Origin of the sequence: Stutzerimonas stutzeri, assembly GCF_013522825.1 — a bacterium.
GTDB classification, from domain to species: Bacteria; Pseudomonadota; Gammaproteobacteria; order Pseudomonadales; family Pseudomonadaceae; genus Stutzerimonas; species Stutzerimonas stutzeri_AK.
On sequence record NZ_JAAMQZ010000005.1, the window covers coordinates 30,108 to 51,763 of the forward strand.

The window sequence follows — 21,656 nt, forward strand, 5'->3', positions numbered from 1 at the left end:
GGCATCGTCAGCCGAACAGTTGCTGCTTGCAGCGCAGCCAGCGGTAGCCGTAACCCGACAGGCGCAGCCTCAGCGGATGTCCCTCGGGTTGTTCGTAATCGCTGTCGGCGAGGATATCGACCAGCTGCTCCAGGTCCTTGTCGTGAATTTCCACGGTAACTTCCTCGTCCGCCAGGTTCACCAGCATCAGTACCGTCGAATCGGCATCGTGGCGAATGGCGAACACCGATGGCACACCCACATCCACCGGGCAGGCCTTGCCTTCGCCGATCTCGCGCAGGCCGATACGGCTGCGGATCATGTTGCCGGTCTTGGCCAGCAGCGAATCATCGCGCAGGGTCTGGGCGTAGACGTTCAGCGTGCGGTAGCTGAACGGACCTTCGTCGATCGGCTCGACCACCAGTCTGGCGGTTTCGGCGCAGGAAAAGCCGGTGTTCACTTCGTTGGACCATTGCATCGGCGTGCGCACGGCCAGCCGCTCGGGCCGCGATAGGTCCTCGCCCATGCCGATTTCCTCGCCGTAGCGGATGATCGGTGTGCCGGGCAGGGAGAACAGCAGCGCATGCGCCATCGCCAGGCGGTGTTCGTCGCCTTCCAGCATGGGCGCCAGCCGCCGACGAATGCCGCGGTTGTAGGCGCGCATGTCGGGATCGGGCGCGAAGGCCTGCATCACCTCCTCGCGTTCTTCCTCGGTCAGGCGCTCCAGGTCCAGCTCGTCATGGTTGCGTATCCAGGTGGCGTATTGCGCGCGGCGGGGCGGCGTCGGCTGTTCGGTCAGCGAACGCGTCAGGGGGCTGGCGTCGCTACGGGCCAGCGCCAGGAAATAGTGGTTGTTGGCCCAGAAGTTCAGCAGCAGGGTGAGCCGGTCGCCATCGCCGAAGTAGTCGGCGTAGTGCTCCGGCTCCACGTCCACCTCGCCCAGCAGCACGGCTTCGGGGCGGCGCAGGGAGACGAAGTCGCGGAAATGTTCGAGCAACCAGTAGCCCTTGGCGCTGTCGCCTTCGCCGGCCTGTTCGATCAGGTGCGAGGCGGCATCGACGCGGAAGCCGGAAACCCCCAGGCGCAGCCAGAACGCCATGATCCGCTCGATCTCCTCGACCACTCGCGGGTTGGCCAGGTTCAGGTCCGGCTCGTGCTTGTAGAACAGGTGCCGGTAGTACTGGCCGGCTTCCTCGTCCCAGGTCCAGACGCTGTCCTCGATGGTGGGGAAGATCGGCTCGATGCTGTCGTCCGGCTCGTCGGCCCAGAGGTAGTAGTCGCGGAAGGGTGAGTGGCGGTCGCGGCGCGCCTCTTGGAACCAGCGATGCTCGATGGAGGTGTGCTGCACCACCAGTTCGATGATCACGTGCAGGCCGAGCTCTTCGGCCTTTTCCAGCAGGTTGACCACGTCGGCCAGGTCGCCGAAACGCGGGTGGACCTGCAGGTGATCGCTGACGTCGTAGCCGGCGTCCTCGAAGGGCGAGCGATAGAAGGGCATCAGCCAGATGGCGGTGGCGCCGAGGCCGCGCACGTAGTCCAGGCGCTCGGTGACGCCGCGCAGATCGCCGCAGCCGTCGCCGTCGTGGTCGCGGAAGAGGGTCGGGTCGATCTGGTAGATCACGGCGTTGCGGTACCAGAAGGGGCGCATGTCAGGCTTCCTGTGAGTAGAGAATGACGGCCTGGCCGGCGCCGAGCTCGCCGCTGTAGGGCTGTTCTTCGCCGACCCCATCGCTGGCGATCTGCACCTGCCAGTGGCCGTTTAGCGGACAGACGTGGGGCTTGTCGGCGAAGTTGATGCAGACGATTCGCTCGTCGGCGCCGTGCCGGCGGCGGTAGGCCAGCACTTCGGGGTGTGAGCGCAGTTCTTCCCAGCTGCCGTGAGTCAGCGCCGGGCTGGCCTTGCGTGCGGCGATCAGCCGGCGGTAGAGGTCGAAGGTCGAATTGGCGGCGCCCACCTGGCGTTCCGCGGCCAGCTCGTCGGCATCCGGCGGGAACGGCAGCCAGGGTTCCTTGCCGGACCAGCCGTGGGGCGGTTCGGCCAGCCAGGGCAGCGGTGCCCGGCAGCCGTCGCGGTTGCCTGGGTCGACCCGGTCTTCGGCGCCGATCTGCGCATCCTCCAGGCCCAGTTCCTCGCCCTGGTAGATGAAGGGCGTGCCACGCAGCGTCAGCAGCATCACGGCCGCGGCCCGGGCGCTGCGCAGCGACCCGTGGTAGCGGCTGCGCTGGCGGCTGTTGTCATGGTTGGACAGCACCCAGGTGGGCCAGGCGCCGGCGGGCGCCAGCAGCAGTTCGACATCACGGATGCAGGTGCGAAACATCACCGGCTCCCAGGGCGCGTCCAGCGGCGCGAAGTTGAACGACATGTGCAGCTCGTCGCCGGCCCCGTAGTACTGCAGCACCCGTTCGGTGGAGCGGATGTTCACCTCACCGACCAGCACGCGTTCGCCGGGGTAGCTGTCGACCACCCGGCGTATTCCGCGCAGCACCTCGTGGCTGTAGGGCTGGTCGTTGAAGTTGGCCAGCGGTTCGCCGGCCAGGCAGCGCGGATCGTCGGCGAAGCTCGGGTCCTTGCCGGTGCAGTGGATGACGTCGATGCGAAAGCCATCCACGCCGCGATCCAGCCAGAAACGCAATACGCCGTGCATCGCCTCGATCACTTCGGGGTTGCGCCAGTTCAGGTCCGGTTGCTGCGGCAGGAACAGGTGCAGGTAGTACTGCTGGGTGCCTTCGTCCCAGGTCCAGGCGCCGCCGGCGTTCAGCTGTGCGCGCCAGTTGTTCGGCTGGTCGCGCCAGACGTACCAGTCGCGTTTGGGGTTGTCGCGCGCGCTGCGCGACTCGAGGAACCAGGGATGCTGGTCCGAGGTGTGGTTGGGCACGAAATCCAGCAGCAGGCGCATGCCGCGTGCGTGCACCGCGCTGATCAGGCGGTCGATGTCGTCCAGCGAGCCGAACAGCGGGTCGACATCGCAGTAATCGCTGATGTCGTAGCCGGCATCCAGCATCGGCGAGCGGAAGATCGGCGACAGCCAGACGGCGTCGATGCCCAGCTTCTGCAAGTGGTCGAGGTGGCGCAGTACGCCGTTGAGATCGCCGATGCCGTCGCCGTTGCTGTCGGCAAAGGAGCGCGGGTAGATCTGGTAGATGGTCGCGCCTTTCCACCACGGATGATCGCTCGAGTCGCGCATGCTGGGCTCCCGTATCGTCGATGTGCCTGCGCCGCTGCGTGCAGCCTGTCTGCCTTGTGACTTGCAGCGAGGCGAGGAGGTTCGCGAGTTCCTTGATCCGCGTCGGATCGAAGTGAACGTCGTGGTCCATACTCCGCCTAAGACAGGGTCGGTCGAAGCGGTGCGCGCCTCGGCGGACCTCAGCCACGAACCCAGGAGACCGCCATGTTACGTATTGCTATCAATGGTTATGGCCGTATCGGTCGAGCCGTATTGCGCGCCCTGTTCGAGCGCAATCTGGAAAACCAGATTCGTATCGAGGCGATCAACGACCTCAGTGATCAGGCGGCGATGGCCCATCTGACCCGCTTCGACAGCACCTTCGGACGCTTCCATGGCCAGGTCGACCTGCACGAGGATGTGCTGCAGATCCGCGGTCAGTCGATCCGCCTGCTGCAGGAGCGCGACCCCTCGCAATTGCCCTGGAAGCAGCTCGGTGTCGACGTGGTGCTGGAGTGCTCGGGCAAGTTCAAGACCCGCGCGCTGGCCGAGCAGCACCTGCAGGCCGGCGCCAGCCGGGTATTCGCTTCACATCCGCTGGATGGCGCCGACCTGACCGTGGTCTATGGCGTCAACCATGAGCTGCTGGGCAGCCAGCGGGTGGTTTCCAATGCTTCCTGCACCACCAACTGCCTGGCGCCGCTGGCCAAGGTGCTGCACGAGTCGGTGGGTATTCGCCAGGGCTTGCTCAACACCGTGCATGCCTACACCAATGACCAGAACCTGCTGGACAAGGCGCACAAGGACCTCTACCGCGCCCGTGCCGCGGCGCTGTCGATGATTCCCTCTACCACCGGTGCGGCCAAGGCCATCGGCCTGGTGCTGCCGGAACTGGCCGGGCGGCTGGATGGCCTGTCGGTGCGGGTGCCGACGCCGAACGTCTCGCTGGTGGACCTGACCTTCACCGCTGAGCGACCGCCCGCCAGTGTCGAAGCGTTGAATCAGATGCTGGTGGAGGGCGCGCGCAAGCTGCCGCTGGGCGTGATGGAGTGCAATGACCGCCCGCTGGTTTCCAGCGACTTCAACGGTTATCCGGCCTCCTGTGTCGCCGATCTCAGCCATACCCGGGTACAGGGCGATCTGATCAAGGTGCTGGCCTGGTATGACAACGAGTGGGCGTTTTCCAATCGCATGCTTGACGTGCTACTGGGCTGGAACGATCTGCGAACGGCTGAATGAGATAAAAAGTCTCGATTTGAGTTGACGAGACTCTCAGGTAATCCTACTCTCCGAAAATGATAATGAGACTTTAAGTCTCAAAACAAGAAGCTGTCGCCTTGATAAAAGAACCAGGCAGCCTTTTTCGGAGAGATTTAATGAGCCATCGCATCGTTCTACCGCGTCTGATGGAAGTGGGCGCCGGCGCCAGCCAGCAGCTCGCCGTCGTGTTGCGCAACCTGGGCTGCAACCGACCCTTGATCGTCACCGACCGTATGATGGTCGAGCTCGGTTACGCCGCACGCCTGGCCGAGCAGCTGGAGCAAGCGGGCATTGCCAGCCAGTGCTTCGCCGATACCGAGCCGGAGCCCAGCGCCGCTTCGATACGAGCCGGCGTGCGGATGGTCCGCGAGGGCGATTTCGATTCCATCGTCGCCCTCGGGGGCGGCAGCCCCATCGACTCGGCCAAGGCCATCGGCATCCTCGGCATGTTCGGCGGCGAGATGCGCGACTACCGCTTCCCGCGCGACGTCAGCGACGCCGGGCTGCCGCTGATCGCCATCCCCACCACCGCCGGCACTGGTTCCGAGGTGACGCGCTTCACCATCATCACCGACGAGACCAGCGACGAGAAAATGCTCTGCGCCGGCCTCGGCTTCATGCCCGTCGCCGCGTTGATCGACTACGAGCTGACCCTCTCGCTGCCGCCACGGGTGACCGCCGACACCGGCATCGACGCCCTGACCCACGCCATCGAGGCCTACGTCAGCCGCAAGGCCAGCCTCTACAGCGACGCCCAGGCACTGGAAGCGATGCGCCTGCTGGCGCCGAACCTGCGCAGCGCCTTCCACGAACCGCGCAACCTGGCCGCGCGCGAGGCGATGATGCTCGGCGCGACCCTGGCCGGCATCGCCTTCTCCAACGCCTCGGTGGCACTGGTGCACGGCATGAGCCGGCCCATCGGCGCTTTCTTCCATGTGCCCCACGGGCTGTCCAACGCCATGCTGCTGCCGGCGGTCACCGCCTTCTCCATTCCGGCGGCGCCGGAGCGCTACGCCGATTGTGCCCGCGCCATGGGCGTGGCAGGTGAGGGCGACAGTGTCGAGACGGCGAACGACAAGCTGCTGAGCGAGCTGCGCGTGCTGAACCAGGAGCTGCAGGTGCCGAGCCCCGCGCAGTTCGGTATCACCCGCGAACGCTTCTTCGAGCTGCGCGAAACCATGGCCAGGCAGGCCCTGGCCTCGGGTTCGCCGGGCAACAACCCGCGCGTGCCCAGTGAAGCGGAAATCATCGACCTCTACGAAACCGTCTGGAACCAGGAGTGACCCCATGCAGACCCTCGGCAACCTGATCGATAACCAGGCCGTCGCTGGCCGTTCCGAGCGCCACGCGACCGTCTACAACCCGGCCACCGGCGAGCCGCGCCTGCAGGTTTCGCTGTCCTCGGCGGATGACACCCGCGAGGCCATTGCCGCCGCCCAGGCGGCGTTCGAAGGCTGGGCGAAAACCCCGCCGCTGGTGCGCGCGCGGGTCATGTTCCGCTTCAAGGCGCTGCTCGAAGCGCGTCGCGATGATGTGGCCCGGCTGATCACCAGTGAGCACGGCAAGGTCTTCTCCGATGCTCAGGGTGAGGTCACGCGCGGGCTGGAAGTGGTCGAGTTCGCCTGCGGCATTCCGCACCTGCTCAAGGGCGAGTTTTCCTCCAACGTCGGTCGCGACATCGATTCCAACTCGCTGATGCAGCCGTTGGGTGTCTGCGTCGGCATCACCCCGTTCAACTTCCCGGCCATGGTGCCGCTGTGGATGGTTCCGGTGGCCATCGCCTGCGGTAATACCTTTGTCCTCAAGCCGTCGGAGAAGGACCCGAGCGCGACCATGCTGATCGGCGAACTGCTGGCCGAAGCCGGGTTGCCGGCTGGCGTGCTGAACATCGTCAATGGCGACAAGGAAGCGGTGGACGTACTGCTGACTGACGAGCGCGTGCAGTCGGTGAGTTTCGTCGGCTCGACGCCGATCGCCGAGTACATCTACAAGACCGCCTCGGCCAACGGCAAGCGCTGCCAGGCCCTGGGCGGGGCGAAGAACCATATGGTGATCATGCCCGACGCCGACCCGCAGCAGGTGGTCAGCTCGCTGATGGGTGCGGCCTACGGCTCGGCGGGCGAGCGCTGCATGGCGATCTCGGTGGCGGTGTGCGTCGGCGACGAGGTGGCGGACAAGCTGGTCGGCATGCTCAGGGACGAGATCGGCCAGATGCGCACCGGCCCCGGCCTGGGCGTCGAGCCCGAGCCGCACATGGGGCCGCTGATCACCCGCGAGCATCAGCAGAAGGTGTCCGGCTATATCGACCTGGGCGTGGAGGAGGGCGCGACCCTGATCTGCGATGGTCGCGGCATCGAGGTCGAAGGCTACGAGAACGGTTTCTACGTTGGCCCGACGCTGTTCGATCACGTGACGCCGCAGATGCGTATCTACCAGGAGGAAATCTTCGGTCCGGTTCTGGTTGTGGTCCGCGTCGATTCGTTCGACGAGGCGCTGAAGCTGGTCAATGACCATGAATACGGCAACGGCACCTCGATCTTCACCCGCGACGGCGATACTGCGCGGCAGTTCGAGGAAAACGTTCAGGTCGGTATGGTCGGCGTCAACGTACCGATCCCGGTGCCCATGGCCTTCCATTGCTTCGGCGGCTGGAAGCGCTCGATCTTCGGCCCGCTGAACATGCACGGCCCGGATGGCGTGCGCTTCTTCACCCGGATGAAGACCGTGACCCGGCGCTGGCCCACTGGCATCCGCGCCGGTGCCGAGTTCGCCATGCCGACGATGAAGTAACTGCGGCGAAGAGCCGATAAAAGCGCTGGAAGCTGAAAGGCCGGACGTAGAAACAGCTGGCATCGGGTTACGTCTGGCTCCAGCGCTTCATTTAAACTTCGCCGCCCTTTGGGGCGGCTCCTTTTGCTCCATAACCGCAACCGGGCTTCGATCCATGCGCAGTACCCCCAGAGAAAAAGGCTCTTCCATCACCCGTGTGCTGGAAATCATCGAGGCAGTGGCCGCCGCGAAGGACCCGCTGACGCCGACCGCACTGGCGGAAAAACTGGATATCCCCAAGGCCAGCGCCCATCGGCTGGTGCAGACGCTGGAGAGCGAAGGCTTCCTGCAGTTCGGCCTGCGTGGCGGGCTGCTGCCGGGCGAGCGTCTGCATGCGACGGCGGTGAACATTCTCAACAGTGGCCGGCACAAGGCGCTGCGCCAGGCGATTCTGCGCGAGCTGTCCGAGGAAATCGGCGAGACCTGCGGGCTGTCCGTGCCCGAAGGGCTGGACATGCTCTATTTCGACCGGGTGCAGACCAACTGGCCGCTGCAGATCAACCTGCCCATCGGCAGCCATACCCCGCTCTGGTGTACCGCCAGTGGCAAACTCTACCTCGCCTCGCTGGCGCCCGAACAGCTGGAGCGGGTACTGCCGCGCCTGCCGATCCAGCAACTGGCGCGCAACACCCTCACCGACCTCAGCGCCCTGCGTGACGACCTCGCCCGCGTGCGCGAGGAAGACCTGGGCACCGATTCGGAAGAGTTCATCGACGGCATGGTCGCCTGCGCGGTGCCGGTGCGCGACGCCCAGGGTCGGCTGCTGGCCTGCCTGTTCAGCCACGCGCCGGTGATCCGCTGCTCGATGGAACGCCTGCTGGGCTTCGCGCCACGCCTGCGCGCGGCGGCTAAGGAGCTGGAAAAAATCGTCGGTGGATAGGGTAGCGGCACGCTAGATATAGAGCGGTTTTCACCCCCCTACGACTGTGAGGCGCGAATATCCGAGGTGCAGGCTGTTGTAGGTCGGATTAGCCGAAGGCGTAATCCGACGATTTGAAGGTGTAATGCGATAATTCATGCCTGACAGCTCGGCATTCAACGCGCCTGGCTGCTCGCCTGTCGGGTCGGTGCAGCGTGACCCGACCTACAACTGGGTTAGTGGCGAGTCGAAACTTTTCAGCTTCCAGCTTCCAGCTTCCAGCTTTCAGCTTTCAGCGCTTGAGCATCGCCCGCATCGCCGCCAGCGCATCGTTGCCACGCGCCGCCTTGACCTCCACCGGCGCGTCTTCCTGGCCTTCCCACTCCAGGTCTTCGGGCGGCAGCTCGTCGAGGAAGCGGCTGGGCATGCATTCGATGATTTCGCCGTACTGCTTGCGCTTGGCGGCGAAGGTCATGGCCAGGTTCTGCCGCGCACGGGTGATGCCGACGTAGGCCAGGCGGCGTTCTTCCTCAATGGTGTCGGCCTCGATGCTGGAGCGGTGCGGGAGGATTTCCTCTTCCACGCCCATGATGAACACGTAGGGGAATTCCAGGCCCTTGGACGCGTGCAGGGTCATCATCTGCACGCCCTCGGCGCCTTCTTCCTCTTCCTGCTGGCGTTCGAGCATGTCGCGCAGCACCAGCTTGGCGATGGCTTCCTCGATGGTCATCTCGCCTTCTTCGTCGCGCTCCAGGGTGTTCTTCAGCGCATCGATGAGGAACCAGACGTTACCCATGCGGAAGTCCGCGGCCTTGTCGCTGGAGGTCTGCGAGCGCACCCAGGTCTCGTAGTCGATGTCCATGACCATGCTGCGCAACGCGGCGATGGGATCGTTCTGCGCGCACTGCTGGCGCAGGTTGTCCATGTAGCGCTTGAAGCGCGACAGGCGGTCGGTGAAGCGGCTGTCCATCAGCTCGCCGAGGCCGATCTCGTCGCAGGCGGCGTACATGGAAATCTTGCGTGCGGTGGCGTAGTTGCCGAGCTTTTCCAGCGTGGTGGAGCCGATTTCCCGGCGCGGCACGTTGATCACCCGCAGGAAGGCGTTGTCGTCGTCCGGGTTGACCAGCAGGCGGAAGTAGCTCATCAGGTCCTTCACTTCCTGACGACCGAAGAAGCTGGTGCCGCCGGACAGTCGATAGGGAATCTGGTGGTGCTGCAGCTTCAGCTCGATCAGCTTGGCCTGGTAGTTGCCGCGATAGAGGATGGCGAAATCGCTGTAGGGCCGCTCGGTCTTGAGGTGCAGCGTGAGGATTTCCATCGCCACGCGCTCGGCCTCGGCTTCCTCGTTGCGGCAGCGGATCACGCGGATCGGGTCGCCGTGGCCCATTTCCGACCACAGCTGCTTCTCGAAGGCGTGAGGGTTGTTGGCGATCAGCACGTTGGCGCACTTGAGGATGCGGCTGGTGGAGCGGTAGTTCTGCTCCAGCATTACCACCTTCAGCGAGGGGAAGTCTTCCTTCAGCTGCATCAGGTTTTCCGGCCGCGCGCCGCGCCAGGCGTAGATCGACTGGTCATCGTCGCCCACCACGGTGAAGTGCGCGCGCTCCTGCACCAGCAGCTTGACCAGCAGGTACTGGCTGGCGTTGGTGTCCTGGTATTCGTCCACCAGCATGTAGCGGACCTTGTTGCGCCACTTCTCCAGCACCTCGGGGTGGTCCTGGAAGAGCTTCACCGGCTGCATGATCAGGTCGTCGAAATCCACCGCGTTGTACGCCTTGAGCGTGCGCTGGTAGTGGGTGTAGACGATGGCGGCGGTCTGCTCCTTGGGGTTGCGTGCTTCGCTCAGGGCCTGCTCGGGCGTGATCAGGTCGTTCTTCCAGCTGCCGATGTAGTGCTTGATCTCGTCCACGCCATCATCGCCGGCGTATTCCTTCTGCATGATGTCGGTCAGCAGGGTCTTGATATCGCCTTCGTCGAAGATCGAGAAACCGGGCTTATAGCCGAGTTTCGCGTACTCCTTGCGGATGATGTTCAGGCCCAGGTTGTGGAAGGTCGAGACGGTCAGCCCGCGTCCTTCGCCGCCGCGCAGCAGGCTGCTGACGCGCTCCTTCATCTCGCGCGCGGCCTTGTTGGTGAAGGTCACGGCGACGATGTATTGCGCGCGGATGCCGCACTGCTGGATCAGGTAGGCGATCTTGCGGGTGATCACGCTGGTCTTGCCGGAGCCGGCGCCGGCGAGCACCAGCATGGGGCCGCCGACGTAGTTCACGGCTTCCTGCTGCCGGGGATTGAGTCGGGACATGGTCGTTCGGGTTGTTGAAGGCGGGGCGGGAGTTTAGCAGGGCTGCGCGGCCAATACCGGGCGAGGATTCAGCAGCGGCAATCGGTCGTCAGGTGCGGCATGGTTGCTGGAGGCTGGAGGCTGGAGGCTGGAGGCTGAACGAAAAAGCATGGGGATTCGCTTTTGCTCCTTCGTCCAGCCTCCAGCGCTTTTCGCCTCCAGCCCGCTTTACCTCACCATATGCAGGTAATGCATGTGCTTCTCGTATTGATCGAGGATGTCGCCGATCACGCCTTCGCGGCTCCAGCCCATGACGTCGTAGTCCTGGCCGCCTTCCTTGAGATGGACTTCGGCGCGGAAGTACTTGCGCTCGCCCGGTTCGTCCTCGTCGCTGCCGGGTACGAAGCTGGGCATGGCGTAGGCGCGCGGACGCACCTCGTAGATGAAGTCGGGCTCGCCTTCATGGACGATCTCGATGCGGATGCGGCGGTCCTCGCCTTCGCTGACCGTCACGTCATAGCCCTGCTTGCGCATTTCCACGGCGACGTCCTCGCAGGCTGGCCGGACCACTTCGGCAATGAAGCGCGTCACATGGGAGCGGCGTGGGAACATCATCAGGTTGCGCAGGCGGCGCTGCCAGTCGCTGTAGGCTCGCGGCGTGGCCGGCGACGTGGTGATGGCCTGATAACGCAGGGTCTGTTTGGTGGCATCCAGGCGCAGCGCCTTGAGCAGGCCCCACATCGAACACAGCAGCGCGATGGTGAAGGGCAGGGCGCTGGCGATGGTGGCGGTCTGCAGCGCGGTCAGGCCATCGGCCAGCAGCAGTGCAACGGCCACGGCGCCCATCGAGCCGGCCCAGAAGATGCGCTGCCAGACCGGTGTGCCTTCCTGGCCGCCGGAGGCGAGCATGTCCACCACCAGCGCACCGGAGTCCGCCGAGGTGACGAAGAACACCACCACCATGATGATCGCCACCAGCGACAGTACGGAGGCGAACGGAAAGTGTTCGAGGAAGGCGAACAGCGCCAGCGAGCTGTCGCGGTCGATGGCTTCGCCCAGGCTGGTCACGTGCTCCCAGAGGATCATGTGGATGGCGGTGTCGCCGAACACCGTCATCCACAACAGGGTGAAGGCAGTGGGCACCAGCAACACGCCGCTGACGAATTCGCGGATCGTCCGGCCACGGGAAATGCGTGCGATGAACAGGCCGACGAAGGGCGACCAGGCCAGCCACCAGCCCCAGTAGAACAGCGTCCAGCCGCCGATCCAGTCGTTCGGTTCGTAGGCGTAGAGGTTGAAGGTGGCGGTGACGATCTGCGAGAGGTAGTTGCCGGTGTTCTGCACGAAGGTCTGCAGGATGAACACCGTCGGTCCGACGACCAGTACCAGCAGCATCAACAGCACGGCGAGGGTCAGGTTCAGCTCGGAAAGCCGCCGCACGCCCTTGTCCAGGCCGGTGACCACCGAAATGGTCGCCAGGGCCGTGGTGGCGATGATGAGCACGATCTGCACCGGCACCGAGATGGGCAGGCCATACAGATGATTGAGACCGGTGTTGATCTGGGTGACGCCGACCCCCAGCGAGGTGGCAACGCCGAGCACTGTGCCGATGATGGCGAAGATGTCCACCGAATGGCCGATGGGGCCGTGGATGCGCTCGCCGATCAACGGATAGAGCGCCGAACGCAGGGTCAGGGGCAGGCCATGGCGGTAGGCGAAATAGGCCAGGATCATCGCCACGATGGCGTAGATCGCCCAGGCATGCAGGCCCCAGTGGAAGAAGGTGATCTTCATCGCCTCGCGCGCGGCGGCAACGGTGCCGCCTTCGCCGGTGGGGGGCGAGATGAAATGCATCACCGGCTCGGCGACGCCGAAGAACATCAGGCCGATGCCCATGCCGGCGGAAAACAGCATGGCGAACCAGGTCAGGCTGCTGTAGTCGGGTTCGCTATGATCGGGGCCGAGCTTGATATCGCCGTAGCGGCTCAAGGCGACCAGCACCACCATCAGCAGGATGATTGCCACCGTGAGGATGTACAGCCAGCTGAGGTTGGAGATGATCCAGGCCTGCACCTGGCCGAACAGTCCTTGCGCGTGCGAAGGGAAGATGACGCTGTACAGTACCAGCGCCAGAATCAATACCGCCGAGCCGTAGAAAACCGGCGGATTGATGGTGGAAGGGGAAGACTTGTTGGCCTCCATGCTGCGCTCCTTGATTGCTTATTGGGGAGTGGCCGCCTGTGGCGAAGGGGCGCAATTTAACATCACTGACCGCTCAGGTCCGAATCGAAGGGCCGGTATCCACTCACTGAGCGGACGTTCGGACACCGAGCGCCGCTGTGGATTCCAACTTCTTCTGGTTTCAGCCGGCCTGGCTTCCCGGTCGATATTGCAGGGCTTCGGCCAGATGCCGGCGACCGATGGCAGCGCTTTCTTCCAGGTCGGCCAGGGTTCGCGCAACCTTGAGGATTCGATGTGCGGCACGTAGCGATAGACCCAGTCGCTCACAGGCACGTTCCAGCCATTGCTGATCTTCGCCGCCCAGCGCGCAGTGGCTGCGCAAGCCGGCAAGGTCGAGAAAGGCATTGGCGCAGCCCTGGCGCGTCTGTTGAATCCGCCGCGCATGCGCCACGACGGCGGCGACCGTTGCGCTGCTTTCACTCGCAATGGGCGTGGCGCTGAGCGAGGTGGCTTCGCGGGCGACGGTCAGGTGCAGGTCGATGCGGTCGAGCAGTGGCCCGGAAAGTTTGCTTCGGTAGCGCTGGATCTGGTCCGGTGTGCAGCGGCAGCGACCGCCGGGGTCGCCCAGATAACCGCAGGGACAGGGATTCATCGCCGCCACCAGTTGAAAACGCGCGGGGAAACGCACCCGATCCCGCGCACGGGCGATCACGATATGGCCACTTTCCAGAGGCTCCCTTAAAACCTCCAGCACCTTGCGATCGAACTCCGGCAACTCATCGAGAAACAGCACGCCCTGATGCGCCAGGGTAATCTCGCCGGGCTGCGGTCGGCTGCCGCCACCCACCAGCGCCGGTCCCGATGCACTGTGATGGGGCTGGCGAAACGGCCTCTGCGGCCAGTGCTCCAGCGGTGACTGGCTGGCCACCGACTGGATCGCCGCCACTTCCAGCGCCTCCTGTTCCTCCAGCGGCGGCAGCAGGCCCGGCAGGCGGCTGGCCAGCAGCGTCTTGCCGGTGCCTGGGGGGCCGCTGAAAATTAGATTATGGGCGCCTGCCGCGGCGATCAGCAGGCCGCGCTTGGCCGACAACTGCCCCTGCACGTCGGCAAGATCGGGATAGGGCAACACCTGGCGCAGCAGGCCCTGGGCCTGGTAGGCGGCGATAGGCGTCTGGCCGCTGAGGTGCGCGGCGACTTCCAGCAGGTGGTCGGCGGCGTAGACGGTCAGGCCCGAGGCCAGGCTGGCTTCCTCGGCATTGGCCCGTGGCACCAGCAGCGCGCGACCGGCTGTGCGGGCCGCCAGGGCTGCTGGCAAGACGCCCTGCACCGGACGCAGCGCGCCGGAAAGCGCCAGCTCGCCCAGGCATTCGATGCCGTTCAGGCTGTCGGCGGGGATCTGGCCACTGGCGGCGAGGATGCCCAGGGCGATGGACAGGTCGAAACGCCCGCCGTCCTTGGGCAGATCGGCGGGCGCGAGGTTGAGCGTGATGCGGCGCGCGGGAAAATCGAAGCCGGACGTCAGGATGGCGCTGCGCACGCGGTCCTTGCTTTCCTTCACGGCGGTTTCCGGCAGGCCGACCAGGGTCAGCGACGGCAGACCGTTGGCGAGATGCGCCTCGACCGTGACGGATGGCGCTTCCACACCCACTTGGGCGCGGCTGTGGACGATGGCCAGGGACATTCGATCACTCCTTGATCGTGTCGCCGCTGCAGCTACTCGGCAGTAGGCGGCGTAAGTTTTTCTTCCAGCTCGGCGACCTTGGCCTCAAGCGCTTCCAGGCGGGCGCGGGTGCGGGTCAGAACCAGCATCTGGCCGTCGAACTCATCACGGCTGACCACATCGAGCTTGCTCAGGGCACTCTGCACGATGCTCTTGAAGCGGGTTTCGATTTCGGCGTTCGGCAGGGGCGTTTCGCCATTGAACAGGCGCGAGGCCTGGGAGCCGATGGCGTCGAGAAGGGCTTTGGGCGGGAACATGGTTTCACCTGTTTCTGAGCGGCGGGCAGTGTAACACGCCGGCCTGCGGCTGGTTCTGGCGGCCATGCACGATTAGCGGGCACTGCTGCGGGCATGCGGTTCGATCTGGTGCATGGGTTCTGTTTGCAGGCATCGATGAAGCCTTCAAAGCCGCAGCAACAGCGGTTTCATGGAGTTGGCATCGATTCTGCTTGGCCTGTTGCAGCGCACGCATCGCAGGGATGCGGCGCAGGTGATTCGGGATGTTTTGCCAGAGCGGCGAAAGGTGTCGGAACGGTGCCGGATTGCAGCGGCGCGTTACAAGAGCTGGACACTGAGCTTAGACTTGTCACCGGGTTCGTACTTCTGGGGCAAGTCCACCTAAACGGGAGAAGTTTTCATGAAACTAGTCACTGCCATCATCAAGCCGTTCAAGCTGGACGATGTCCGCGAGTCGCTGTCGGAAATCGGCGTACAGGGCATCACCGTTACCGAAGTCAAAGGCTTCGGTCGGCAAAAGGGACACACCGAGCTGTATCGCGGTGCGGAATATGTCGTCGACTTCCTGCCGAAGGTGAAGATCGACGTGGCGATTGCCGACGATCAGCTCGACCGCGTGATCGAGGCGATCACCAAGGCGGCCAACACCGGCAAGATCGGCGACGGCAAGATCTTCGTCGTCAACCTGGAGCAGGCCATCCGCATCCGTACCGGCGAAACCGATACCGACGCGATCTAAGCCAGGCCCACCGAACCCCACGCCCCAGGAGTGAACACCATGACTCTGCGAAAGATCGCAGGGCTAGGAGCCCTTTTGTCCCCGCATATCCCAGGCTCGCGCCTGACGCAGGCGACAACGCTCGACTCAGGCGACATGCCACGGGGGCGCACGGCCATCGGCCCGCTGCCGTTCGTGGCCATCCCCAGCCTGGTGAGCGTCCTCTGCACGGTTGGCCACAGGCTGGCCCTGGATGGCGCCTCTGCCGGTGGCCGCTCTCGCCTGCCTGATATCCGCACCGACATTCCCATCCGCGGCTCGACGTAGCGCAGCCACGCCAGGCGCACTGGCAGGCAGCAAATCCGATTTTCAAGAGTACGAACCCCCGGAGTCAGCACCGGGGTCTGGGGCCGGCTTGCCGCAAGAAAGGCGGCTGGGCGGCGACCGAACGGCGCGAGATGCGCGACAGCAAGAGGTGACACATGGACAGCACAGCTCTGATACCCGTCCAGTACGGGCTCGATACTTTCTACTTCGTCCTTTGCGGCGCCCTGGTGATGTGGATGGCAGCCGGTTTCGCCATGCTCGAATCCGGGCTGGTGCGGGCGAAGAACACGGCGGAAATCCTCACCAAGAACATCGTGCTGTATTCGGTGGCGTCGATCATGTACCTGCTGATCGGCTACTACATCATGTATTCGAGCCCCGAGGGCGGCATCCTGCCGAGCCTGGGTTTCCTGATTGGTGATGAACACGCAGTGGATGTCGTGGCCGCCGGTGGCGAGGATGCGCCGTACTACTCCGCACGCGCCGATTTCTTCTTCCAGATCGTCTTCGCCGCGACCTGCATGTCGGTGGTGTCCGGTGCGGTGGCCGAGCGCATGAAGCTCTGGGCCTTCATCGCCTTCGCGGTGGTGATGACCGGGTTCATCTACCCGGTGCAGGGCTTCTGGAAGTGGGGCGGCGGTTTCCTCGATGCGGCGGGCTACATGGATTACGCCGGCTCAGGCATCGTCCACATGGCCGGCGCCAGCGCTGCGCTGGCCGGTGTCATCCTGCTCGGCGCGCGCAAGGGCAAATACGGCCCTGACGGGCAGATCAACGCCATTCCCGGTGCCAACCTGCCGCTGGCGACCCTGGGTACTTTCATCCTCTGGATGGGCTGGTTCGGCTTCAACGGCGGCTCCCAACTGCGCATGAGCACCATCGAGGACGCCAACGCTGTCGCCCAGGTCTTCACCAACACCAACATGGCTGCCGCCGGCGGCCTGGTGGCGGCGCTGATCGCCTCGCGCCTGCTGTTCGGCAAATCCGACCTGACCATGATCCTCAACGGTGCCCTGGCTGGCCTGGTCGCGATCACCGCCGAGCCGCTGACCCCGACCGCGCTGCAGGCCGTGCTGATCGGCGCGGTGGGTGGCGTGCTGGTGGTGTTCAGCATCCTCGGCATGGACAAGCTGAAGATCGACGACCCGGTCGGCGCCATCTCGGTGCATGGCGTGGTCGGTATCTGGGGCGTGCTGATCGTGCCGGCGACCAATGCCGACGCCAGTTTCGCGGCGCAGTTGCTGGGTGTGGCCTGCATCTTCGCCTGGGTGTTCATCGCCAGCCTGATCGTCTGGAGCATCATCAAGGCCATCATGGGGCTGCGAGTATCGGCAGAAGAGGAATACGAAGGTGTGGATGTCGTTGAATGCGGCCTCGAAGCCTACCCGGAGTTCACCAGCAAGAAGTGATTTTTGAGTCATGACAAGGGCGCCTTTCGGCGCCCTTTGTTTTTTCTGGCGCCGCGCTAGAATGCGCGCGTTCAGTTGCGAGGGCGCTTTCGGCATGTGGCAGCAGACGACCATCACGTTGCGCCCGCGAGCACGCGGCTTTCACCTGATCACCGATGAGCTGCTCGCGGCCCTGCCGGAACTGCAGCAATGCCGGGTTGGTCTGTTACACCTGTGGCTGCGGCACACCTCGGCCTCGTTGACCGTCAACGAGAACGCCGACGCCGCGGTCCGCCGTGATTTCGAGCGCTTCTTCAATCGGCTGGTGCCACAGGGGGTGGGCGGTTACGAGCATGACTACGAAGGGCCGGACGACTTGCCTGCACACTTCAAGGCCAGCCTGCTGGGCTGTCAGTTGAGTGTGCCGGTGGCGCAAGGGAGATTGGCGCTGGGCACCTGGCAGGGCATCTATCTCGGTGAGCACCGGGACCAGGGCGGCCCGCGACAGGTAATCGCAACGTTGCACGGGATGGCGAGTTGAATTTTTTCTTGCGATGGCGGAGATCGCGCATCGCTGGGCTATAACTTATCGCTGGCTAGGCATGAGGTTGGAACATGAGCGAAGAAGAATTAGAACAAGACGATCTGGACGTAGGCGAGGAGGATGACGGCGAAGAGCTGGGCGCCGCCGATGACGGCGACGACAGCGATGACCACGAAGGCACCGACAGCGAGCGCGCCACGCCAACGCCGAAAAAGGCCAAGGCCAAGGCGGCGGAGCCCGAGGAATTGCCCAGCCTGGAAGCCAAGCAGCGCGAACGCGATGAGCTTGCGCGGGCCATGGAAGAATACCTGGCGCGCGGTGGCCGGGTGCAGGAGGTCGAACCCAATGTGGTCGCCGACCCGCCGAAGAAGCCGGACAGCAAGTACGGCAGCCGGCCTATCTGATCGGAGCGGTGCAGCGGCGGATGACGGGCGAGGCCACTGGAAGCTTCGCCGGTAGCGCTCCAGACTTCCTCCTATGAAGCCCAGCACCGATCGGTTGCTGGGCTTTTTCGTGTGCGATTAGGGCCTGGGATCGGTTTCAGGCGCAAATATCCGAGGCGCAGGCTGTTGTAGGTCGAATTAGCCGAAGGCGTAATCCGACGATCCGAAGGTGTAATGCGACCCTCCATGTCTGACCGCCCAGCATTTTAACGCCCCTGGCCGCTCGCTTGTCGGGTCGGTGAAGTGTGACCCGACCTATCCGATGTGACGAACCGCCTGTGGGAGCGGTCGGGCGGCGTTCCGCTTCAGCCGTGAATTTCGCCGAGTGCTCTGGTCTGGAAAACCGCTCCCGCAAAAGCAGGATTGCTCCAGCAACACGTAACGGGCATATCGCCAATTTATTCGGCCATAGATACACAAAGGCCGAACGAGTTCGGCCCTACGGCTTGCGCCAGCTGTCGAGCAGCCCAGGCAGGGCCGCCAGGCTGCGGATCTCGGCGTCCGGCTGGTGGTCGTGCTGCCACGGGATGCCGCCGGGATTGAACCAGATCGCGCGCATGCCGGCTTGCTGGGCGCCGCCGATGTCGTCGCGCGGATGATCGCCGATATGCACGGCATGGTTCGCCTCGACGCGGGCTCGTTTGAGCGCTTCGCAGAAGGGGCGCGGATCGGGCTTGCCGACGCCCAGTTCTTCGGCGCAGAGCGTGAAATCGAAGTAATCGGCCAGCCCCAGGCGGCGCACATCGGCGTTGCCGTTGGTCAGCACGCCGAGCCTGTAGTGGTTGGCGAGCAGCTCCAGGGTCGGGTGCACTTCGGGAAACAGCTGCACCGCATGCCGCGCTTCGAGAAACACCTGGAAGGCCTGCTCGGCCAGCTCGCACGCTTCGTCCCGCGGATAGCCGGCTTCCTCCAGCGCATGGCAGAGAATGCGCCGCCGCAGCTCGCTGATGCGATGACGCAATTCCGGCTGCGCGTCCAGCAGGGTGCGGCGGATGGCGCCCAGCGCCTCGACGGAGAAATCATTCAGATCGGGTGTGTGCCGGGCCAGCCACTCGCGCAGGGTAAGCTCGGCGCTGTGCAGAACGGGGCGGACGTCCCAGAGCGTGTCGTCGAGGTCGAAGGTGATCAGTCGGATGCTCATGTTTCACTGTCCTGCTTGCGTTTGGCGCGCGGGTGCGCCTGGTCATAGACCTTGGCCAGGTGCTGGAAATCCAGGTGGGTGTAGATCTGCGTAGTGCCTATGTCGGCATGGCCGAGCAGATCCTGCACCGAGCGCAGGTCCTGCGAAGATTCGAGCATATGGCTGGCGAAGCTGTGCCTGAGCATGTGCGGGTGCAGATGCTGGCCCAGCTCGCGCACACCGGCCTGGCGCACCCGCAGCTGCACCGCACGCGCGCCCAGGCGGCGCCCCTGCTGGCTGACGAACACCGCGCCATCGGCGGGATTGCTCAGTGCGCGCAGCGGCAGCCAGGCCTGCAGGGCCTCGCGTGCCTTGCGCCCGACCGGCAGCACACGCGCCTTGTTGCCCTTGCCTTGCACCTGCACCAGCCCGGCCGGCAGATCGAGCTGGTCGAGATCCAGGCCGACCAGTTCCGACAGGCGCAAACCGGACGAATAGAACAGTTCCAGCATGGCCTGGTCGCGATGGCCGATGAAGTCGTCTTCGATGCCGCCATCGAGCAATTGCATGGCCCGGTCGGTGTCGAGCAGCCGGGGCAGACGCTTCTCGCCCTTAGGCGCGGAAATGCCGGCAGCCGGGTCGTGGGCACAAAGTCCTTCCTGATTCAGGTAGCGGAACAGCCCACGCAGCGATGACAGCAGCCGCGCCAGGCTGCGGCTGGACAGTCCCTGGCGATGCTGGTCAGCAATCAACTGGCGAACGTGGTGGGCCTTCAGCTCGGTCCACTGCCGCAACGATTGCCGCTCGCAATAATCGACCACCTTGAGCAGATCGCGCCGATAGCCATCCAGCGTGTGCGGCGAGACCTGCCGCTCGTTGCGCAGATGCTGGAAATAGGTGTCGAGGGCGATTTGCATGGTTAAAGCCTCAGGAGCCGATAAAAGCGCTTAAGGCTGGACGAAGAGCTTGACCGCTTTCGGTGTTGGTCGGCACGCTGTCCAGCCTCCAGCCTCCAGCCTCCAGCCTCCAGCCTCCAGCCTCCAGCCTCCAGCCTCCAGCCTCCAGCCTCCAGCCTCTTTTATCGTACCGAGCGCAGCGGCGCGGAGAAGCGCGGCAGGACGCGGGTCAGTATCTCGGCGATATAGCCCAGGAACAGGGTGCCCAGCGAACTCTTGTAATGCTGCGGGTCACGGCTGCCGATGGCCAGGATGCCCTGCTGGTGATCGAGCGCGACCACTGCGGCGGAGCCGATTTCCTTGCTGGCCTCTTCGCCGAAGAGGAAGGCCAGTTCATGCGGACGCAGCACGCCGCAAATCGTCTTGCCACCGGCCAGCAGGCCGCCAATGGCCTGCTGCGCTTCGGCCTGGCTGACGCTGCGGCCAACCGACAGCGGGGTTTCGCTGAACAGGATCAGGCTGACGAAAGGCACCTGGAACTCATGACGCAGGCTTTCATCCACGGCACCGATGACGTCCTCCAGGCTGCCTGCATCGAGCAGGTCGAGCACCAGGCGACGGGTCTTGTCGAACAGCCGGTCGTTGTCGCGCGCTACATCCATCAGTTGCGACAGGCGATGGCGCATCTCGATGTTGCGTTCGCGCAGCAGCTTCACCTGGCGTTCGACCAGCGACACGGCGCCGCCCGGCAGATGTGGAATGCGCAGTTCGGGAATCAGCTCGTCGTGATCGACGAAAAACTCCGGGTGAGCACTCAGATAGGCGGCGACGGCTTCGGCGTCGGGCAACTGTGGTTTGGCTGGGTTCTGCTCGGTCATAGGCGAACCTGTCCTTCGTAAACGCGAACGGCGGGGCCGGTCATGATAACGGGCTGTCCGGAGCCTGCCCATTCGATGGACAGACGGCCACCGGGAAGGTCGATCTGCACCGGCGAATCCATCCACCCCTGGCGAATCGCGGCGACGGCAGCGGCGCAGGCGCCGGTGCCGCAGGCCTGGGTTTCGCCCGCGCCGCGTTCCCAGACGCGCAATCGCGCATGCTGACGATCGAGGACCTGCAGGAAGCCGGCATTGACCCGTTGCGGAAAGCGCGGGTGATGTTCGATCTTCGGCCCCAGTTCATGCACCGGGGCACTGTCGATGTCGCTCACGCGCAACACGGCATGGGGATTGCCCATGGAAATCGCGGCGATCTCCAGCGTCTGGCCATCGACGCTCAGCGGGTAGCTCAGGGCTTCGCTGTCCGCCTGAAACGGAATCTCGCCCGGCACCAGCCGTGGCGGGCCCATGTCGACGCCGATCTGGCCGTCGGCACGCAGGTTCAGCTCGATGATGCCGCCCTTGGTTTCCACGCGTATCCGGCGCTTGGTGGTCAGGCGCTTGTCCAGCACGAAGCGGGCGAAGCAGCGCGCGCCGTTGCCGCACTGCTCCACTTCCGAGCCGTCGGCATTGAAGATGCGGTAGCGGAAGTCGACATCGGGATCGTGCGGCGGCTCGACCAGCAGCAACTGGTCGAAGCCCACGCCGGTATGCCGGTCGCCCCATTGCCGGGCGTGCTTGGGCTGGATGTGCGCGTGCTGGCTGATCAGGTCGATGACCATGAAATCGTTGCCCAGCCCGTGCATCTTGGTGAAGCGCAGAAGCATCGTCTT

Annotated in this window: 19 protein-coding genes; 9 read left to right on the forward strand and 10 right to left on the reverse strand. The window is 64.5% G+C overall.

Going from position 1 to position 21,656, the window contains the following annotated elements:
* Window positions 1–7: 7 nt before the first annotated feature.
* On the reverse strand, window positions 8–1,627 hold the full coding sequence (locus G7020_RS04755) for an alpha-amylase family protein (protein ID WP_181082790.1): 1,620 nt from the start codon (window positions 1,625–1,627) through the stop codon (window positions 8–10).
* 1 nt (window position 1,628) lies between these two features.
* Complete coding sequence (locus tag G7020_RS04760) at window positions 1,629–3,164, reverse strand: alpha-amylase family glycosyl hydrolase (protein WP_181082791.1); 1,536 nt, start codon at window positions 3,162–3,164, stop codon at window positions 1,629–1,631.
* A 204-nt stretch (window positions 3,165–3,368) separates the two neighbouring features.
* Between G7020_RS04760 and gap the strand changes: the two genes are divergently transcribed.
* The 4 genes from gap to G7020_RS04780 all read left to right on the forward strand — a co-directional run bounded on the left by gap (window position 3,369) and on the right by G7020_RS04780 (window position 8,112).
* Window positions 3,369–4,382, forward strand: a complete 1,014-nt coding sequence (gene gap / locus G7020_RS04765; protein WP_181082792.1) for a type I glyceraldehyde-3-phosphate dehydrogenase — start codon at window positions 3,369–3,371, stop codon at window positions 4,380–4,382.
* Window positions 4,383–4,519: 137 nt separating this feature from the next.
* A complete protein-coding gene (locus G7020_RS04770; RefSeq protein ID WP_181082793.1) occupies window positions 4,520–5,686 on the forward strand; it encodes an iron-containing alcohol dehydrogenase in 1,167 nt (388 codons plus the stop codon).
* Between the two features lie 4 nt (window positions 5,687–5,690).
* On the forward strand, window positions 5,691–7,193 hold the full coding sequence (locus tag G7020_RS04775) for a CoA-acylating methylmalonate-semialdehyde dehydrogenase (RefSeq protein WP_181082794.1): 1,503 nt from the start codon (window positions 5,691–5,693) through the stop codon (window positions 7,191–7,193).
* A 154-nt stretch (window positions 7,194–7,347) separates the two neighbouring features.
* Window positions 7,348–8,112, forward strand: a complete 765-nt coding sequence (locus tag G7020_RS04780) for an IclR family transcriptional regulator (RefSeq protein WP_181082795.1) — start codon at window positions 7,348–7,350, stop codon at window positions 8,110–8,112.
* A 271-nt stretch (window positions 8,113–8,383) separates the two neighbouring features.
* Here G7020_RS04780 and rep read toward each other — a convergent pair whose 3' ends face one another.
* The 4 genes from rep to G7020_RS04800 all read right to left on the reverse strand — a co-directional run bounded on the left by rep (window position 8,384) and on the right by G7020_RS04800 (window position 14,530).
* Window positions 8,384–10,393: a DNA helicase Rep gene (gene rep / locus G7020_RS04785; RefSeq protein ID WP_181082796.1), complete on the reverse strand. Its 2,010-nt coding sequence runs from the start codon at window positions 10,391–10,393 to the stop codon at window positions 8,384–8,386.
* 207 nt (window positions 10,394–10,600) lie between these two features.
* Window positions 10,601–12,574 carry a BCCT family transporter gene (locus G7020_RS04790; protein WP_181082797.1) on the reverse strand — a complete coding sequence of 658 codons (1,974 nt, stop codon included), beginning with the start codon at window positions 12,572–12,574 and terminating at the stop codon, window positions 10,601–10,603.
* Between the two features lie 160 nt (window positions 12,575–12,734).
* Window positions 12,735–14,234 (reverse strand): YifB family Mg chelatase-like AAA ATPase, encoded by a 1,500-nt coding sequence (locus G7020_RS04795; RefSeq protein ID WP_181082798.1) that lies wholly within the window; start codon window positions 14,232–14,234, stop codon window positions 12,735–12,737.
* A 32-nt stretch (window positions 14,235–14,266) separates the two neighbouring features.
* Entirely contained in the window at window positions 14,267–14,530 is a 264-nt protein-coding gene (locus tag G7020_RS04800; protein WP_181082799.1) for an accessory factor UbiK family protein, read from the reverse strand.
* Between the two features lie 379 nt (window positions 14,531–14,909).
* On the opposite strand from G7020_RS04800, the gene glnK reads away from it, so the two are divergent.
* The 5 genes from glnK (at window position 14,910) to sutA (ending at window position 17,890) form a co-directional block, all read left to right on the forward strand.
* On the forward strand, window positions 14,910–15,248 hold the full coding sequence (gene glnK, locus G7020_RS04805) for a P-II family nitrogen regulator (protein WP_003096476.1): 339 nt from the start codon (window positions 14,910–14,912) through the stop codon (window positions 15,246–15,248).
* A 75-nt stretch (window positions 15,249–15,323) separates the two neighbouring features.
* Window positions 15,324–15,554 carry a hypothetical protein gene (locus G7020_RS04810; RefSeq protein WP_181082800.1) on the forward strand — a complete coding sequence of 77 codons (231 nt, stop codon included), beginning with the start codon at window positions 15,324–15,326 and terminating at the stop codon, window positions 15,552–15,554.
* 155 nt (window positions 15,555–15,709) lie between these two features.
* Complete coding sequence (locus G7020_RS04815; protein WP_181082801.1) at window positions 15,710–16,963, forward strand: ammonium transporter; 1,254 nt, start codon at window positions 15,710–15,712, stop codon at window positions 16,961–16,963.
* A gap of 94 nt (window positions 16,964–17,057) precedes the next feature.
* Window positions 17,058–17,483 (forward strand): secondary thiamine-phosphate synthase enzyme YjbQ, encoded by a 426-nt coding sequence (locus tag G7020_RS04820; RefSeq protein ID WP_181082918.1) that lies wholly within the window; start codon window positions 17,058–17,060, stop codon window positions 17,481–17,483.
* A 74-nt stretch (window positions 17,484–17,557) separates the two neighbouring features.
* On the forward strand, window positions 17,558–17,890 hold the full coding sequence (gene sutA / locus G7020_RS04825; RefSeq protein ID WP_181082802.1) for a transcriptional regulator SutA: 333 nt from the start codon (window positions 17,558–17,560) through the stop codon (window positions 17,888–17,890).
* 478 nt (window positions 17,891–18,368) lie between these two features.
* On the opposite strand, the gene G7020_RS04830 is transcribed toward sutA, so the two are convergent.
* The 4 genes from G7020_RS04830 to dapF all read right to left on the reverse strand — a co-directional run bounded on the left by G7020_RS04830 (window position 18,369) and on the right by dapF (window position 21,650).
* A complete protein-coding gene (locus G7020_RS04830; RefSeq protein WP_181082803.1) occupies window positions 18,369–19,070 on the reverse strand; it encodes an HAD family hydrolase in 702 nt (233 codons plus the stop codon).
* Entirely contained in the window at window positions 19,067–19,966 is a 900-nt protein-coding gene (gene xerC / locus G7020_RS04835) for a tyrosine recombinase XerC (RefSeq protein ID WP_181082804.1), read from the reverse strand. Before xerC ends, G7020_RS04830 begins: the two co-directional genes overlap by 4 nt.
* A 161-nt stretch (window positions 19,967–20,127) precedes the next feature.
* Complete coding sequence (locus G7020_RS04840) at window positions 20,128–20,823, reverse strand: DUF484 family protein (protein WP_181082805.1); 696 nt, start codon at window positions 20,821–20,823, stop codon at window positions 20,128–20,130.
* Window positions 20,820–21,650: a diaminopimelate epimerase gene (dapF, locus tag G7020_RS04845; protein ID WP_181082806.1), complete on the reverse strand. Its 831-nt coding sequence runs from the start codon at window positions 21,648–21,650 to the stop codon at window positions 20,820–20,822. The genes G7020_RS04840 and dapF overlap by 4 nt, the downstream gene beginning before the upstream one ends.
* Window positions 21,651–21,656 lie beyond the last annotated feature (6 nt).

Excerpts from the sequence above, each read along its gene's own strand:
- G7020_RS04755 (WP_181082790.1), bottom strand. The coding sequence starts at position 1,627 with ATGCGCCCCTTCTGGTACCGCAACGCCGTGATCTACCAGATCGACCCG.
- G7020_RS04760 (WP_181082791.1), bottom strand. The coding sequence starts at position 3,164 with ATGCGCGACTCGAGCGATCATCCGTGGTGGAAAGGCGCGACCATCTAC.
- gap (WP_181082792.1), top strand. The coding sequence starts at position 3,369 with ATGTTACGTATTGCTATCAATGGTTATGGCCGTATCGGTCGAGCCGTA.
- G7020_RS04770 (WP_181082793.1), top strand. The coding sequence starts at position 4,520 with ATGAGCCATCGCATCGTTCTACCGCGTCTGATGGAAGTGGGCGCCGGC.
- G7020_RS04775 (WP_181082794.1), top strand. The coding sequence starts at position 5,691 with ATGCAGACCCTCGGCAACCTGATCGATAACCAGGCCGTCGCTGGCCGT.
- G7020_RS04780 (WP_181082795.1), top strand. The coding sequence starts at position 7,348 with ATGCGCAGTACCCCCAGAGAAAAAGGCTCTTCCATCACCCGTGTGCTG.
- rep (WP_181082796.1), bottom strand. The coding sequence starts at position 10,393 with ATGTCCCGACTCAATCCCCGGCAGCAGGAAGCCGTGAACTACGTCGGC.
- G7020_RS04790 (WP_181082797.1), bottom strand. The coding sequence starts at position 12,574 with ATGGAGGCCAACAAGTCTTCCCCTTCCACCATCAATCCGCCGGTTTTC.
- G7020_RS04795 (WP_181082798.1), bottom strand. The coding sequence starts at position 14,234 with ATGTCCCTGGCCATCGTCCACAGCCGCGCCCAAGTGGGTGTGGAAGCG.
- G7020_RS04800 (WP_181082799.1), bottom strand. The coding sequence starts at position 14,530 with ATGTTCCCGCCCAAAGCCCTTCTCGACGCCATCGGCTCCCAGGCCTCG.
- glnK (WP_003096476.1), top strand. The coding sequence starts at position 14,910 with ATGAAACTAGTCACTGCCATCATCAAGCCGTTCAAGCTGGACGATGTC.
- G7020_RS04815 (WP_181082801.1), top strand. The coding sequence starts at position 15,710 with ATGGACAGCACAGCTCTGATACCCGTCCAGTACGGGCTCGATACTTTC.
- G7020_RS04820 (WP_181082918.1), top strand. The coding sequence starts at position 17,058 with ATGTGGCAGCAGACGACCATCACGTTGCGCCCGCGAGCACGCGGCTTT.
- sutA (WP_181082802.1), top strand. The coding sequence starts at position 17,558 with ATGAGCGAAGAAGAATTAGAACAAGACGATCTGGACGTAGGCGAGGAG.
- G7020_RS04830 (WP_181082803.1), bottom strand. The coding sequence starts at position 19,070 with ATGAGCATCCGACTGATCACCTTCGACCTCGACGACACGCTCTGGGAC.
- xerC (WP_181082804.1), bottom strand. The coding sequence starts at position 19,966 with ATGCAAATCGCCCTCGACACCTATTTCCAGCATCTGCGCAACGAGCGG.
- G7020_RS04840 (WP_181082805.1), bottom strand. The coding sequence starts at position 20,823 with ATGACCGAGCAGAACCCAGCCAAACCACAGTTGCCCGACGCCGAAGCC.
- dapF (WP_181082806.1), bottom strand. The coding sequence starts at position 21,650 with ATGCTTCTGCGCTTCACCAAGATGCACGGGCTGGGCAACGATTTCATG.